General features: G+C 48.2%; 19 protein-coding genes and 1 pseudogene. 8 read left to right on the forward strand and 12 right to left on the reverse strand.

From position 1 onward, the window contains the following. Positions 1-491 precede the first annotated feature (491 nt). The gene (locus SIB83_RS11025) at positions 492-1214 is read right to left on the reverse strand and encodes a Coq4 family protein (protein WP_413745833.1); all 723 of its coding nucleotides are present in this window, start codon (positions 1212-1214) and stop codon (positions 492-494) included. Positions 1215-1632: 418 nt separating this feature from the next. Between SIB83_RS11025 and SIB83_RS11030 the strand changes: the two genes are divergently transcribed. The 3 genes from SIB83_RS11030 to SIB83_RS11040 all read left to right on the forward strand — a co-directional run bounded on the left by SIB83_RS11030 (position 1633) and on the right by SIB83_RS11040 (position 2546). Continuing rightward, positions 1633-1842 carry a hypothetical protein gene (locus tag SIB83_RS11030; protein WP_413745834.1) on the forward strand — a complete coding sequence of 70 codons (210 nt, stop codon included), beginning with the start codon at positions 1633-1635 and terminating at the stop codon, positions 1840-1842. Positions 1843-2029: 187 nt separating this feature from the next. Next, positions 2030-2227 carry a hypothetical protein gene (locus SIB83_RS11035; protein WP_413745835.1) on the forward strand — a complete coding sequence of 66 codons (198 nt, stop codon included), beginning with the start codon at positions 2030-2032 and terminating at the stop codon, positions 2225-2227. A 148-nt stretch (positions 2228-2375) separates the two neighbouring features. Continuing rightward, on the forward strand, positions 2376-2546 hold the full coding sequence (locus SIB83_RS11040; RefSeq protein WP_413745836.1) for a hypothetical protein: 171 nt from the start codon (positions 2376-2378) through the stop codon (positions 2544-2546). A 119-nt stretch (positions 2547-2665) separates the two neighbouring features. Here SIB83_RS11040 and SIB83_RS11045 read toward each other — a convergent pair whose 3' ends face one another. Together SIB83_RS11045 and SIB83_RS11050 are read right to left on the reverse strand one after the other, a co-directional pair. Continuing rightward, positions 2666-3247, reverse strand: a complete 582-nt coding sequence (locus SIB83_RS11045; protein WP_413745837.1) for a ferritin — start codon at positions 3245-3247, stop codon at positions 2666-2668. Between the two features lie 72 nt (positions 3248-3319). After that, entirely contained in the window at positions 3320-3622 is a 303-nt protein-coding gene (locus tag SIB83_RS11050) for a hypothetical protein (protein WP_413747407.1), read from the reverse strand. Here SIB83_RS11050 and SIB83_RS11055 point away from each other — a divergent pair. Beyond that, positions 3585-3716, forward strand: coding sequence for a hypothetical protein (locus tag SIB83_RS11055; RefSeq protein WP_413439785.1), 132 nt, complete (start codon positions 3585-3587; stop codon positions 3714-3716). The two genes, SIB83_RS11050 and SIB83_RS11055, sit on opposite strands and share 38 nt — an antisense overlap. Before the next feature lie 127 nt (positions 3717-3843). After that, complete coding sequence (locus SIB83_RS11060) at positions 3844-4107, forward strand: DUF1651 domain-containing protein (protein WP_413745838.1); 264 nt, start codon at positions 3844-3846, stop codon at positions 4105-4107. Between the two features lie 21 nt (positions 4108-4128). On the opposite strand, the gene SIB83_RS11065 is transcribed toward SIB83_RS11060, so the two are convergent. From SIB83_RS11065 to SIB83_RS11080, 4 genes are all read right to left on the reverse strand, one after another. After that, on the reverse strand, positions 4129-4404 hold the full coding sequence (locus SIB83_RS11065) for a hypothetical protein (RefSeq protein WP_413402553.1): 276 nt from the start codon (positions 4402-4404) through the stop codon (positions 4129-4131). An 827-nt stretch (positions 4405-5231) separates the two neighbouring features. Further along, positions 5232-5855, reverse strand: coding sequence for a trimeric intracellular cation channel family protein (locus SIB83_RS11070; RefSeq protein ID WP_413402551.1), 624 nt, complete (start codon positions 5853-5855; stop codon positions 5232-5234). 80 nt (positions 5856-5935) lie between these two features. Then, on the reverse strand, positions 5936-7099 hold the full coding sequence (locus SIB83_RS11075; RefSeq protein ID WP_413402549.1) for a C45 family autoproteolytic acyltransferase/hydolase: 1164 nt from the start codon (positions 7097-7099) through the stop codon (positions 5936-5938). Between the two features lie 371 nt (positions 7100-7470). Further along, a complete protein-coding gene (locus tag SIB83_RS11080; protein ID WP_413745839.1) occupies positions 7471-7728 on the reverse strand; it encodes a hypothetical protein in 258 nt (85 codons plus the stop codon). Positions 7729-7950: 222 nt separating this feature from the next. Between SIB83_RS11080 and SIB83_RS11085 the strand changes: the two genes are divergently transcribed. Both SIB83_RS11085 and SIB83_RS11090 read left to right on the forward strand, forming a co-directional pair. Then, positions 7951-8202, forward strand: a complete 252-nt coding sequence (locus tag SIB83_RS11085) for a hypothetical protein (RefSeq protein WP_413747363.1) — start codon at positions 7951-7953, stop codon at positions 8200-8202. Between the two features lie 123 nt (positions 8203-8325). Next, positions 8326-8421: pseudogene (locus tag SIB83_RS11090) on the forward strand (hypothetical protein); the annotation flags it as partial. Between the two features lie 81 nt (positions 8422-8502). On the opposite strand, the gene SIB83_RS11095 reads toward SIB83_RS11090, so the two are convergent. From SIB83_RS11095 to SIB83_RS11110, 4 genes are all read right to left on the reverse strand, one after another. Next, positions 8503-8982, reverse strand: coding sequence for a hypothetical protein (locus SIB83_RS11095; protein WP_413745840.1), 480 nt, complete (start codon positions 8980-8982; stop codon positions 8503-8505). A 544-nt stretch (positions 8983-9526) separates the two neighbouring features. Continuing rightward, positions 9527-9661 (reverse strand): hypothetical protein, encoded by a 135-nt coding sequence (locus SIB83_RS11100; protein WP_413402540.1) that lies wholly within the window; start codon positions 9659-9661, stop codon positions 9527-9529. Between the two features lie 159 nt (positions 9662-9820). Next, positions 9821-9979, reverse strand: a complete 159-nt coding sequence (locus SIB83_RS11105; protein ID WP_413402538.1) for a hypothetical protein — start codon at positions 9977-9979, stop codon at positions 9821-9823. A 702-nt stretch (positions 9980-10681) separates the two neighbouring features. Then, a complete protein-coding gene (locus SIB83_RS11110; protein ID WP_413745841.1) occupies positions 10682-11026 on the reverse strand; it encodes a hypothetical protein in 345 nt (114 codons plus the stop codon). A gap of 737 nt (positions 11027-11763) precedes the next feature. Between SIB83_RS11110 and SIB83_RS11115 the strand changes: the two genes are divergently transcribed. Beyond that, positions 11764-12960 carry an acyltransferase family protein gene (locus tag SIB83_RS11115; RefSeq protein WP_413745842.1) on the forward strand — a complete coding sequence of 399 codons (1197 nt, stop codon included), beginning with the start codon at positions 11764-11766 and terminating at the stop codon, positions 12958-12960. Positions 12961-13048: 88 nt separating this feature from the next. Here the strand turns inward: SIB83_RS11115 and SIB83_RS11120 are convergent, their stop codons facing one another. After that, positions 13049-13492 carry a hypothetical protein gene (locus SIB83_RS11120; RefSeq protein ID WP_413745843.1) on the reverse strand — a complete coding sequence of 148 codons (444 nt, stop codon included), beginning with the start codon at positions 13490-13492 and terminating at the stop codon, positions 13049-13051. Positions 13493-13737: the final 245 nt, after the last annotated feature.

Raw genomic sequence — 13737 nt, forward strand, 5'->3', positions numbered from 1 at the left:
GCAATATGAGTGGCCCAGCAAAGCTCACAATAATTACAGCAAGCAGGTATACAAAATAAGAATTTATCCCAACAGAGAGCGATTCGTTTATTGGACTAGTTGATTCAGCATTCATCAGGTTATTCAGCTTCATTCGCTTGAATGAAGATGCTGACCTGCCTCAACTGTTTGTGCTCTTTATGCCATCGTCCCAAGCAAAAGTCAGCTTGGTTTTATCGCAGGTGGATCAAGAGGTTCGCTGACTGCGAACAGTGCTCAGGCTCATGTGATGTTGCTGAGTGTGGTTCCAATCAATTTCAGTGGGTCAGCAGACAGCTTGACGCGCTGTTGCTCCTCCAATGTAGTGTTAGCTGGAGCGCTGGTTTCATTAATGGCCAGCCTCAAGGTAAGTGTTCCAGTCGCAGTCATAAGTAGCAAGCGTGGCTAACAGATGTGGCCTTTGTCGGTCCGGTGCATGGGGCTTTATTACTTAAAGGATTAGTGTTGATTTTTCAAGAGGGAAGCGTTTCCCACCGATGTATTTCATCCTGAAAAGGGGAGTTCTTCAGTAAAGAAGTAAGTCCAAGCTCAGATCTCCATTCAGCTAAAGGTCGCTCCCATCCCTCTTCCCAGCGGCACCCTTCCAGGAAGACCCCAGCGAGACCGACTTGAGTGCCAAAGTTAATAGCCTCCCAGATCATACGATGTTCATCGGGATAGAAGAAACTGTGAGTCATGAAAGCGGAGATAGCCGCGACGACTGCCGGTTGACGTTGTGAAACAGCGATATAGCTTTGCACAGCTGCTTCCCCAGCTACCGAAGTGTCAACACCAAGAGCTAAATGGAAAATGTCATGAAATTTTCTAAGCCTGCGGGATAAATAATCTTCCTTTTCATTGGTCTCTACAACCTTTCTAAGGTTTTTATTTACTGGTGGTAACGGATCAATTTCGAGCTGACTAAACATTAGCTGAGTGCAGTTTCCCAGGCTTCCAACTGGCATCGCACGCATAGCGTCAAATGATGGCCATGGAATGTCAAACTGCTCATCGACAAGAGGCTTAATCTTGGGATGATTTAAAAAGGCCTTGAGCCATTCTTTCTGCAGATCCCATTTGAAAATTGGTGAAAAGTGTCTGCTGTGTTTGAAACCATGCTCAGGATCCCTGGCTAACTGAAGAATGCCTAAGGCTAAATCGAGGGCGTCTTCTTTTAGTTCAGTTCGAGAAGCCATGTCGTGAATTTCTGAGGCATTTTTGGTCTAGACCTGCTGAGTATCTAAGTCACTACTCAAAACCGAACAAAGGAGGTCGGTTTATCAGCCAAAGCATCAGATGTGAAATGCATTTCCATCAAGCAGATCTGAGGGTCTCACACGACGAGTCACCACCTGATCTCAGGGACTCGAGGAGAGGCATGGACTGCAGGAGTACGACCTCATGTTTGACCTGCTCAGGAGTTCAATTCGCTGCTCCTGCAGCAGTAGTGCAGCCCGCAGCCTCAAGAGCAGCAGCTGGTCATGGCCGGTGAATTCGCTCCCATGGATCCCGTCCGAAAAGGTCCTAAAACCGAACCTTTAAGGACGGCTGTCCCATCTTCCAAGCGGAATCGAGGCGGAATAGACCGAAAAAGTCCCATCAGGGCACAAATCAATGACAACCTTTTCTGACTACATCGACAACATAACCGCACTTGAAGCCATAGAATTCTACGAAAGAGAAAATCATATCCTGCTGCAGGAATGCGGGGATATCAATTTTTATCGGCGCAAAGAACTCTCCATGATCACTTCACGCAGAAAGAGAAAATTAATTCTAGACGTGCACTGGTTGAATCTCTGCTTAGAGCTTAAAGCACTCTGAACAGCAACTAACATCATCGAAGCCTGGGAAACGATGCAGAAGTCAGGCGGGTGGAAACGCTGTCAGCCCAGGTGGTGACTCAGTTTGATTCTGGCCAGAGATCGAAAACGGTTGGTTTGAGGGAATTTGATGATTTCTTGCTTCGCGGACCAGCACCTGCCAGAACAGAAGCAGCTGGATTGACTCAATGGTTCCAAGCACTGATCCACGGAACACAGGTGATCAAATCACCGCTGTGATCACAGCAGTTGGAGTCATTGGTGGTCTGGGTTGCTTGGTGGTGGTGATCGTTGGCGGCTTCATCACGGCAGGAGCAGCCAAAGACGGAATCAAGCAAGTTCCCATTCAGTCACCGATACCGATCGAGGCTCCCCAAGCTCCGTAACTCAGCTTTCACTGATCTCCGCTCCATTTGATCGGGGTGTCAATAGCTGGGAATATCCCGTTTCGCGTGTTCGGTCCCTTGGCGGATTTCACCGTCACGAGTAGACCAGCTGGCTGGCGATGGTTTCCTCACCGTCAAACGAACAGCAATGTCAACTGAAATCCGCAACTGGGATGTCGTCGCCAAAGCGATGGAAACAGCTGGAGCTACATCGAGTCAGATGTATATCCGCGCCAAAGCATTGGCAGCAGGAAAGCTCGACCCAATGCCCACCAGCTCCCCTGAAGCTCTTTACAGCATTTCAGCTGTAGCTGGCTGATCACAGCAAATCAAAGCCTCACAAATGTGAGGTTTAATCAATAAAAAAACCCCGCACTGGGCGGGGCTGTTGGATGGAGTTGGCAGGTTGAACTTTGAGCTGAATGAACAGAGGGTGGATCAGCCTTCAAGCTTGGCGGGCTCGGCTTCGTCTTCCCTGAGTTCAGCGTCGATGATCATCACGGCAGCAGGGTTGCCTGCAGCGAACTTGACGCGGCCCAGCAGATAAGCGGCCTCGTGCTCAGAGAGACGCTGGCCGTCAACGATGGGATCAAGGAAGACGGTGGTGCGGCGATCAATGTCTTTTTCCGCAGTGTTGTAGAGCTGCAGCACCGAGGCGGTGACATCAGCTTCCATGCGGAAGACGTTGGCAATCACCTGCTCGACGCCAGTCCACTGCTGGCGGGGTGGCTCGATGGTGTCGAGCACAGGGCGCTGACCTCTGCTGATCAGATAGTCAGCGAACTTGGCGGCATGCTGCTCCTCTTGTTTGGCCTCATCACGGAGATGCTCGGCAAAGCCGGTCAGCTCACGCTCAGCAAACCAGACAGCAGCAGCGAAGTAATCAGCAGCTGACTGACGCTCGAGGTTGAGATGGGCTTCCATCAGGTCGAGCATTTCGGCTGACATCGGCTCAGCCATGGCACGGCCTGCGGGACCGGTGGGGACAGTGATGGGGGCTTGGATTTGTGAAGCTGTCATGTCTCTTCCTCTGGGAGGGATGAACCAGTTCTACATCACAAAACAGCAAAAGATATGCGTAAAAACCGAACATTAGCGGATCAAAATATGCTTTTGAGAATCACATTCAAGAACTGCAGATATGTTTTTGAGAATCACAATCAGGAGTGCAAGTCTGCCGCTGAGAATCAGTTTCGATAAGTCAACGCTAAGTGTTCGGTAAGCCGCCAAAGAAACGATGCCCTGAATGCAATAGACCTGACGAGTTGTTACCAAGAGTTGTGTGATGACTGCAGTTTTACTTTTATGCGACTGCTCGCTTTGCAAGCGCAGCGTTGAAGAATCGAGGTCAATTAGGATTGGCGGGCAGCATTTCTGCTCTGAGTCCTGTGCCAAGGGGCATCCCAACATGGAGCCATGTGATGGCGAGCGGGATGGCTGTAACTGCGGAATTGCAGAGTTGGAGCTGCTTTTGGCGGCTACTGATTAGTTCAGTAACCGCTGGATCAGATCGCAGCAATGAAGACAAGCGATCTCGTTCTCATGCGGGAAGTGGTGCTGAGCCTCTGAAGCCCCGCTAGCAGCAGCTGGTGTTGAGGTTTCGCCAACGTGGCGTCATGCCAAACAAGGACAGACCGCTTGTTGACCTCCATCCACCGAAGAACGGTGTCGGCTGGTTGATGAACACTCAGGAACAGAAGGTCTGCCGCTTCCAGAACGACATGCCAACGCAGCACGCTCAGTGGGTCGTTGTTGAAACCAGACCATTACGCGGCAGTGGTCAGCCGGTGATCAGACGCATGCTCAGGCACAACGCCATCGAGGCATGGGAGACCATGCTGAAGTCAGGTGGCTGGAAGCGGTGCCCACCTAAGTGGTGACCCCGTTTGATCCGGTTTGGATCAAGGCTTGTAGAACTCGCAAAAATCATCGAGTGATTCGGCAGCATTCAGGTGGTGCTGTTTTTTAAGGGGATCCCCTTCGATTGGTGAGGGGTAGTTTTTTTCAATTCCAAGTGCTTTCCATGCCTGCTTCGCTTGCTCGATGAAAGCCTCGTTTTCGTATCTAGCAACGGACCATTGAGCGCAAATCTCCCCCTTTCGAGCCGCCTCTGACTGGCAGCTCGCCATCAGCAGGGAGCCAACAGCAACGGCGGCGATGGGTGCAAAGCGTTTCATTCGTCCATCATCGCTGTACGGGATGGTGCAGTTAGCAATGGTCGCTGCTTACATCATCGCCCGCGGTGCAGTCTCTGTATTTCTGTTAGTCGTAGGACACAGCAGCAATTGCAGCGGCTGAGACCAGTGCCAACAGAGTGGCGACAGCGATGCCACCAGCCCAAGAGTCTGTGTTTTTAGTTGGTTTGTCCATCGAGAATTTCCAACTAAAACCAACCTCTCCTGAATCATTCCGCTCCACATCCCCAATCGGGTGAACACAGCGTATCCACGTCCCTATGAATCCGTTTCATGGGAGGGACGCCAACAATCGATAAGAGGCAACGCTAATAGACATTCAACTAAACGATTTTGGTGGTCATTCATAGAAAACACGCATGTTTCTCTCACCAAGCACAACTCAGCCTTCAATAAGGTCACTCAATCGTTTGATTTCCTTATGTTTAAGCGACTGTTAGTCACCCTGTTTGGCCTGGCAATTACTTCGCCCACCAAAGCCAACCAGCTCGTTTAAGAGACGGATGGCACCGATTGCGTTTGATTCACATCCAGCGGCGGCTGCATCAGTTGCCATCTGCTCAACCATCAAGACTTAGCTGGCAAGCTTGTCAACGAAATCGATGTTGCTTAGGTCAGTCTGAACGACGTCCCTCGATTTGTGAAGATATCCGGATGCCTGAAGAAAGCCCCCATGCATCGGTCAAAAGATACATGGACTGATTTTGAGATAAACCCTTAAGCAATCAGCGTTACCAGCTTGGATGACCTATTAAAAGATCAAAATTGATGAATAGCTTGCACTGAAAATGCAAATCAATAGCTCTACCTTAAGTTGAAATAAGCCACTTTGGAACTGTAAGCCTTTCTTCGATTGCTATGCATCTAATTGCAAAAATCAATACCATGCAAAAAAGGCCGCTATACAAGCTATATCCGGGGGCGTAATTAAGAATGAAAGCATAGGCAACACAGCCTATCAAAATTGGTATGGCATATAATTCTTTTGATAGCAATAAATTAGATCTGCCTGCCATGACGTCTCTCATTATTCCTCCGCCAATAGCAGTTATAACGCCCAAAATGATTGGCCCCAAGGGAGTTCCATAATCTAAATTCCATACCTTTTCAAAGGCTTGAATAGCAAATACGGAAATGCCTACGGCATCCATATATAAAAGCAACTTATTGACTCTTTTTCGAATAAATATTTTTTTCCAGAAAAAGGCTATTACGGCGCACAGTATTGGGACCCAAATATAGAATTGACTTGTTGCCCAAAAGACAGGCTGGTTGATAATTACATCGCGAATCGTACCTCCGCCAACAGCTGTGACCAATGCAAAAACACACGCACTCAGCAAGTCAATCCTTTTTTCAGTACCAGCGAGAACAGCTGTAATCGCAAATGCAATAGTTCCTAGAAATTCTAATAAAATCGATGTTTGCTGCATAATTTGTTTATGTGAACGGGGCGTTGGATGATGGCTTCAATGCAGTGTTTAATTTGGGATGGGTGGGTTATTAGTTGAAGCTATGCTTTCCACAACTCACCTATATCGACTGCAGTCCAATCTATAAAATAGCTTGGTACTGGTATTTTCATCCATACCTTACGCTTTGCAATGTCGAAGACAGCCTGATAGTTTGTCAGGTCAACATCTTGCACTGTTGGCTTTGTTGGACCGCCGTTTTCATTAAAAGTGCCATCTTTATTAAAGAGAGTTAAATCAAAAATATTCCTCAATACTTGGTCATTAATCTTGCCTTTGTTTTTGTCAAGATGATATTTAATGTTTTTGTATCGCTTAAGAGAGTTGCTTAGTGTCTCTCTCACGCCTATTCCCCAATCAGGACTTAAAAAGGTATTCACTACGGCAATTGAGTCTCCATTTTCTGTTCGATATCGATTTCCTCCTAAAGATGACCGCTCAACAGAGGCTGCTCTTTTTTCGTCAGCAACAGTCATAATATGCGATACGCTTGCAACTGTTCCATTGACTTTTGCCAACAAGGTATCCAAAGAATCTGATTCGGAAATTAAATCTACAGTTACACCTAGTGTTGAAGGTCTGTTAATTGCGATTATCTGACCTCCCATGCTCGTACCATCGTGAAGATCAAAATAGACTCCATTTTCATTAATCGAAGTCCAGGCCGCAATCATTCCTGGCCAAGCAACTGATGCAGATTTAAAGTCACCTCCTTCTGGTTTTTTAACTAAAAGGGTAATCGGCAAAGGCAAAAAACTTTCAGCCCAATCCATATTCCGAGAAGTATACATATTCCCGTCTACAGAATCATTTCCCCAAGCCAAGCCTGAGGAGCATCCTGAAAAAGAGTGTAATTTTGACTCATACATTCCATACTCCATATATTGATCTAACAGGCAAATATTCTCTATTGAGATTCCTGACCCTTTCGCCATGCCATGGTAAAAATTTTTATTTCGATTTGACGCATATGAATACCCCCTATTGAACCAAGCCTTGAGATCTTCGTCTGTGATGCTTCCCTTCTTCCGACCTGGTTCTATTAATGTATCCCATGATTTTTTTATATAATCTTTCATCAGCTCACCGTATTGATAACCCATCTCTTGATCGCTGCCTGATACCTGGACGACCAAAAATCCGTTGATGTTGTATAGCTTTCCTTCTGATGAAGTGGCTATAATCTTTAGTTTTTCGTTTTCCATGGGTTCTTTAACGCCGCTAAATTAAATTAGCAATTCTGCAAAATTCGTCAAGTTTATTATGTTTTAGGGATTAATCTCTGCAAGTCATATTTGCGAACTAGTGGCTCTTCCCTGCCCTGAAGCCAACTAGCTCGATTAGCAGCCGAATTGTCCCAATCGCATTGTTCTCCCTGCCTGCGTTGGTTGTCACGCTGGATGATCAATGCCCTCTGCTTTTTCCAATCGGCAGAAACGATTTTCTGCTTGGCTTTTGGTGGCAGCTTCTGATAAGTGGGTTTCGTTGCGTCTAGCAAGCTTTGCCGAAAGTCCGAAATGTCCTGCCGCAGATCACACTTGCAGGCACAGTTTTCGCCAAAAGTGACCACGCGTGGTCACCTAGTCACGGACGCGCTGCAACTCTCTGCAGGACTCTGCATTTCTGTTCGCTTTTCGGCTGACTGAATGACATCAGCCATCTGCAAATGCTTGCTGGTCTGCGCCAGATGGGCCAGCGCCAGCCTGAATGCCAACGCGACCGATTCCGGATCCTTCGTTTGCATCAACTCAAGCCATGGCCCCTCCATTTGCTCCAGATCCGCCAAGGCTTTAAGAGCAATGAGCTCAACGCAGTGAATCTGGTCTGAAGGCATGGGCAGCATCCGCGCAAATCAGGTCCCAGTCTGCTGAGGACTGTCAAATCAGCTGCCGTGTCTCGGAGCATTTCGCCATGGGGTCGGGATGCCAAGCGTTGTCATCGGCGCAAAGCAAAGCTGGTAGTCAGTTCAGTCAAGATGCTGTGCGGAAAGCGCTGATTGACCACCTTGCCCCAACTGATTGAGCTGGCTAAAGCGAAAACAAGAAATCGCCCGTCCATGAAGAAGGCACTTTTTACCTTGCTGCCTCTAGCCATTGCATCAGTACCACCAGCAGCAATAGCTCAGAAGGAAATTCCCAAAGCTCCTGGTCATGAGCAATGTCCCCTTGGTTACGTCAACACACTCGGTACCACTTGTGTTTCGCCTATCTATTACGAGGTGGCACCCACATATGGCAAAGCTTGCAAGTCGGGATGGATGAATATCGGCGCTGGTTACTGCAAGAAAAAGACTCTTGGAATTTTCTAAGCAGGTCAACGTGGCGTCATGCCGAAAAAGGACAGACCACTTGTCGATAGGCACGCGCCAAAGAATGGCGTCGGCTGGTTGATGAACGACCAGGAAGGCAAGGTCTGCCGCTTCAAAAACGACATGCCGACGCAGCACGCTCAGTGGGTTGTCGTCGAGACCAGACCGCTGCGGGGTGGTGGTGAGCCAGTCATCAGAAGGATGCTCAGGCACAATGCAATTGAGGCATGGGAAACGATGCAGAAATCAGGGGGCTGGAAGCGTTGCCCACCGAGGTGGTGTTCATCTCGACATCGCTGATCACCACCAACGGATAACGCGACCAACGGACGGACGGCCCGGCTCACTGGGCACCGTCACCACCGACAGCCGCTGCAGATCTCGCCGGTAATCAAAGCGGCAGAAGCCAGCACCCGTGGCGGAACAGGTCGAAAGGCTTTCGAGCGGTACAGAGGCCAAGCGCCGCTCCTCCGGCGTTGGCGTTTTTTGCGGCGCAGGACGCCAGCCATTGGCGATCAGGTGGCGGTTCGCCTCCAAGATGGTTTGGCTATCACTGAGCTTCCGCTCATGCTTGAGGGTTTTGGCAGCGGTGTGGGCAGGTGCCGCTTCGGCTTGTTTCGGCAAAACCGCTTCAGTTGTGAAAAACGCCGCCGCACCCAGAAGACCGCCAACAGCAGAACCGATAACAACACGCCCGAAACCTTCCATTGACTGATTGCTCCTGTTGGCACAGTCGCCGAAAGGCTGGTGAAGGCGCATCCCCCACACGAGCGAATTCACTGTCCAGCTAGACCCGGAGAGCACATTCAACAAAAGCCGTTACGCATATTCGCCTTACATTCCGCAATGAACCGCTTAACATTTGTTCATCAGCAGAAAGCTCATGTTCGGCACCTCTGATCTCCTAGTTCCGATCCTCAGTTTCGGAGCTGCTTGCTTCACGCTCAGCCTCCTCAAAGCAGCTCGCCCCGCTCAGTAATTGGATGACTGTCCAAGTTGATGGACAGCTCGGATTAAAACTCTGAGAGAGTTTTTGCTCTGTAGCGGAAAAAGACCATCGACAGCTTTGTAATTCTGTCCATCAGCGGTGTTTTCCTGATGCTGATGGCGATCAGTTCGAAGCTCTACAGCCGCCAGCTGAAGGCTGAAACTTACCGCACGGCGGTATCACTGTGCTCACGTTCTGCAGGTGTGGCCACCCGGAGTGCGGCTCCCCGGTTCCAACAGGGCCACCATCAATAATTTGCCTGAACCGGGTGGCAGGCATGACGACTTACCCGGCGGTCTTCCAATGCCGGATTCGTCGTCGCGTGATCGCTAGTTCTCAGGGAGCGATCACATCCTGATGTTGATCATTGCGGCAGCGTCGTTTGGTGTTGTCGTTGACCTGATTGCCCTCTTGGTGTTGCTTGCGGACATCCACTCGACTTTTGATCCTGTTCACACACGTGGCTGACATGACGATCTGCCCGGCGGTGGTGGCGGTGTCACCGGGCTCGTCGTCACGCAGCTTCCCCTCACAAAGAGCCGCGCCGTGATGTTGGCTGTCTCACCAGTCCTGTTGTGGTCTCGATTGCTCTGACTTGATCAACATTTGATCCCGACCGATCGGGGAAAATCACTTCTGCTCGTAAAGCTCTATCCAGTCGACAGCATCAGCGCCGCCATCAATGAGCTGCCTGCTTTGTTGCCGTGCCGCCTTGTTTTCAGCCTGGGTGTGCAGTGATTCGTTGGCGGCTTCATCACTGCAGATGCAGCCAAAGACGAAATCAAGCAAGTTCCCATTGAGTCGCTGATACCGATCGAGGCTCCCCAAGCTCCGTAACGCCAATTACGACGACAACCGAAGGGGCCGCCGCTGGCCCTTTTCGGGTTTGCGTTTCTCCTGCTCAGCGAGCAGTCTCCGCATCACATCAACTTCCCAGCCCTAGCCGCTGCGGGTTGGCTTTTCAGATTGATCAGTCATCGGCTGGCACCCTTGGACTGCTTGCTGATCTTGGTGAACTCGGCCTCGGCGCGCCGTTGATTATCTAAAGAGTTGATCATTAGTTACTTGTGGGAGCGCGGTCGCTTTTAGATCAGTTCTTTCTTTCTTCCCCAAATTAGGGTCGCGTGAACATTGCGTTCCTACTTATACCTAGGCACTTGATTACATTATTGTTGTCAGAGTGTGCAAGGACAAAGCCAATATTACTTTCTCCAGGTTTGCTGTGGTCTCCGGCATAATCCACCTCCCACCTTCCACCTAACTTGTCAGTGACCATGAATGAATAAGTTCCATGCCCAGGCTTATCCCAGACGTATGACATTCGTGGGCTGTCATCCCATATCAGAGTGAAATCACCGTCACTTTGATTGGTGTAATGGACCTCGGTCCACTTGCCCCCGTTGTATTGGCAGCGAATGCGCCGATTGATGACCTCAGCCTTTACGGCCATGGCTCCGAGGGTTAGGGCTGCAGAGATAAGTGTGGTGCGGATCATTGCCTCGTTCCGAGGCATTTGATGGTGTTCCCGTTATCACGATTATCAAGGGTGAAACCGCCGGGGCCATGATTGGTGTAATCCCACCTTCCGCCAAGCATATCTTTGACATTAAAGTGTCCATCTTGTGCATCTGGATTTTGCCATCTGTACGTCATGCGGGGACCGTCGTCCCATTCGAGAGTGAATGTATTGTTTCTACCCAGGTTGTCGATGTAATGGACCTGGGTCCACTTACCACCATTGTATTGACAAGGTATTAATAGTCTCTCTCCAGCTACTACTGGTGAAACCACACTGCAAAGTGCAAGTGCTGCTGCGGTGAATGTGGTGCGGATCATTGTTGTTGTTGTTTGAGTGTCCTTTGCTCCTCTCTAGCCAGCAGCTTGGCTTTCAGCTTTGGGACGTCACCGGTAACCACAAGCACTGACAACTCATGTCATTCGCCTGGGCCGCGGATCTGCAAGTTGGCCCTGAGATCCCAGAAAACGCCGTGTGGAAGCTCACGCCAACGGAAAGGTTTAAGGTTCACCGAAAATAGTTAGCCAATACCTTGATCGTCATGGCCAATGAGGCTTTAATTCCAATTTCTGAGAGTCTCTTTGCGCAAGTCGCGCAACAAGACTGTCTTCAGAACGCCAAACAGTCAGGTGGCTATTAATGGACTCTCAACCTTCATCTTGTGACAATTAGATCACTCCAGCTATCTTCAGAAATGCATATATCAACACAGTCTAACCAAGTAAAAAGTTTATCCCATATCCAACTCTTTAACCGCGGCAAATATTTTTTGGATTTCACCCTTAATGTTTATGTCTTGAAAGCGTCATCTCCCACATTTGCTGAATAAAGTATTTGTTTGTACAATTCCCGTGCGAATTGCACAACATCCTGAAGTGTTTGTGAGATCATTAATTCAAGACAAACTGGTCTAGACTCTTTCACCGAGTGCGTCTTAGAATACTTTCATAACATCTACCATGGATCTGCATTGCTTTTTGAAGTCATGAGATTTGTCTTTTGAGTTTCATGTTTTCATTAAGTTTTTTATTTTTGTAAATGGCCCATCTACTTCAACGTGAATTCTCAATATCATATTCGTATCAAACCAGAGATTCAATTAATGCGAACTCAGTTCCTTGATCAATTACGCACTATCCTCATGTTGCTAGTGATTTTGCATCACTCAATGGTTACTTATGCAAAAAACACCTGTTGTTGGTTCATCCAACAGAACTCAATTGGCCCCCCGATTTCAGATCTATTAGGTCTAGTAGTTAGCTTTAATCAGTCATTCTTTATGGGAATGTTCTTTCTTATTTCGGGTTATTTTGTACCAATTTCTGTCGAAAAGAAAGGCTCTTTGAAGTTCATGAAAGACAGAATGCGGCGGCTCGGCATACCCTTACTGGTCACATGGTTTATTCTTTCACCCCTCATCATAGCAATCTCTGAGTCTTCGCGGGGGGAGAGGATAGGTGATACATTTGCTAAATTTTTTAGCTTGGACGGTTTTTATCTGATTTCTGGACCAATGTGGTTCGTAATTACTCTTATGGTTTTTAATGTTGCTTATTTAATTTGGAAAAAATGCAGTAATTATCATTTTATTAGAAATTCTCAACGACAGCTACCTGGGACGAGTCATTTGGCTGCTGTTGCCATAGGTGCCGCTATAAGTAGTCTGATTGTTGCTTATTTTGCACCACTTGGTGTGCCGATCTCAGGATCTAAATTCTTGCTTCGAATTGGCCTAGGCTATTGGATTGGTAATCTTAGCTTTCTACCTGCCTATATTATTCTTTTTGCTATAGGATGTGTTTCTGCCGAAGGATGTTGGTTAGAGAGAGTCCCGGCTGATAAGGCAAAAACCTGGGGACTGATTGGACTTGTTGCAGCAACAATCTGGGTGGTCTGCTATGCCTCTCAGATGGTGGACAAAACAGGAGATAGCTCTACGTTTTTAGAACTTTATGGTAAAACAATATACCTTATTATTTCTCCGTTTGTTGCTTGGGGGGTGATTTCCTGGCTTCTTTGGTGGTTTAGAACTCATGTCATTCCATTCGGCAAGCAGATTGCAGATTCTGGCAATGATTCTTACGGAGCATATATTCTTCATCCAATTATTCTTGTGAGTCTGACTTACTTATTTACTTTGACTAAGCTCCCTGCAGTAATTAGTTTAACACTTCTCATTATCGCTGGAAGTATCCTGTCTTTCATGTTGGCTCATTTTCTACGGGCCCTTCCAATCAGTCGTGGAATTCTCTAGATATTCAGCAGGTGGCATTCATATCAATCATTGTTCAATGGGCGCAGCCAACAACATCTCAAGCCGAAAGCAATCGCCAATTAAGCAACTAAAAATAATTGGATTCATTGATATAGGTTGCTCCATACACTTTTCCCAAGGCATCAGTTACGAACACTTTGCTTCGTGAAAAATCTGTAGCTTCCGGCAGAGGCATTGTGTGATCATTCTTCTCCACAACAGTTGACACCTCTTCACCCGCGCCAACCCTCACTGGAGCCCCCCGGTGACCATCAAAGAATCGCTCTCCGCAGATTTTTCCCGCAAAAACGACTCTGACTTTACTGATTGTCATGGGTTTTCTGCTGTTGTTTTGAACAGTTACCCTCAGAAAAGCCTGACTTCCCCAGCGTCGCCCCGGATTGAAATTAAACCTGGAAATAACTCGTAATCTGTGTCGGTCACGACCGGATACATACCAGCTGAACGCAAGACAAAGAGCAGTAAAAGCCAGAGCAAAAAGGGCAATCCAGAGAAATTGCTCTGTTCGCAAATCAATCAGCTGACGGCTGAACTAAATCTATTCAATTCTCGTAACAGGCTGGGCTCGCTCCGACACGCTGCACTGCATGAATTGGTGTGCACAGCCCAGGCCACGAAAAGAGTGAAGCCTGGGAGACCATGCAGAAGTCAGGCGGGTGCAAGCGTTGCCCGCCCAGGTGGTGACCCGTTTGATCCGGGCTAGAGATCAATCAATGAGGCATGGCTTGTTTTTGCTCGGGTAGAGGTTCCACAAGG

This window comes from Synechococcus sp. MIT S9507, from assembly GCF_047304715.1.
GTDB lineage: Bacteria > Cyanobacteriota > Cyanobacteriia > PCC-6307 > Cyanobiaceae > Synechococcus_C.

Coding starts and splice junctions, on each gene's coding strand:
- SIB83_RS11025 (WP_413745833.1), bottom strand. CDS start 1,214: ATGGCTTCTCGAACTGAACTAAAAGAAGACGCCCTCGATTTAGCCTTA.
- SIB83_RS11030 (WP_413745834.1), top strand. CDS start 1,633: ATGACAACCTTTTCTGACTACATCGACAACATAACCGCACTTGAAGCC.
- SIB83_RS11035 (WP_413745835.1), top strand. CDS start 2,030: ATGGTTCCAAGCACTGATCCACGGAACACAGGTGATCAAATCACCGCT.
- SIB83_RS11040 (WP_413745836.1), top strand. CDS start 2,376: ATGTCAACTGAAATCCGCAACTGGGATGTCGTCGCCAAAGCGATGGAA.
- SIB83_RS11045 (WP_413745837.1), bottom strand. CDS start 3,247: ATGACAGCTTCACAAATCCAAGCCCCCATCACTGTCCCCACCGGTCCC.
- SIB83_RS11060 (WP_413745838.1), top strand. CDS start 3,844: ATGCCAAACAAGGACAGACCGCTTGTTGACCTCCATCCACCGAAGAAC.
- SIB83_RS11065 (WP_413402553.1), bottom strand. CDS start 4,404: ATGAAACGCTTTGCACCCATCGCCGCCGTTGCTGTTGGCTCCCTGCTG.
- SIB83_RS11070 (WP_413402551.1), bottom strand. CDS start 5,855: ATGCAGCAAACATCGATTTTATTAGAATTTCTAGGAACTATTGCATTT.
- SIB83_RS11075 (WP_413402549.1), bottom strand. CDS start 7,099: ATGGAAAACGAAAAACTAAAGATTATAGCCACTTCATCAGAAGGAAAG.
- SIB83_RS11080 (WP_413745839.1), bottom strand. CDS start 7,728: ATGCCTTCAGACCAGATTCACTGCGTTGAGCTCATTGCTCTTAAAGCC.
- SIB83_RS11085 (WP_413747363.1), top strand. CDS start 7,951: ATGAAGAAGGCACTTTTTACCTTGCTGCCTCTAGCCATTGCATCAGTA.
- SIB83_RS11100 (WP_413402540.1), bottom strand. CDS start 9,661: ATGTCAGCCACGTGTGTGAACAGGATCAAAAGTCGAGTGGATGTCCGC.
- SIB83_RS11110 (WP_413745841.1), bottom strand. CDS start 11,026: ATGATCCGCACCACATTCACCGCAGCAGCACTTGCACTTTGCAGTGTG.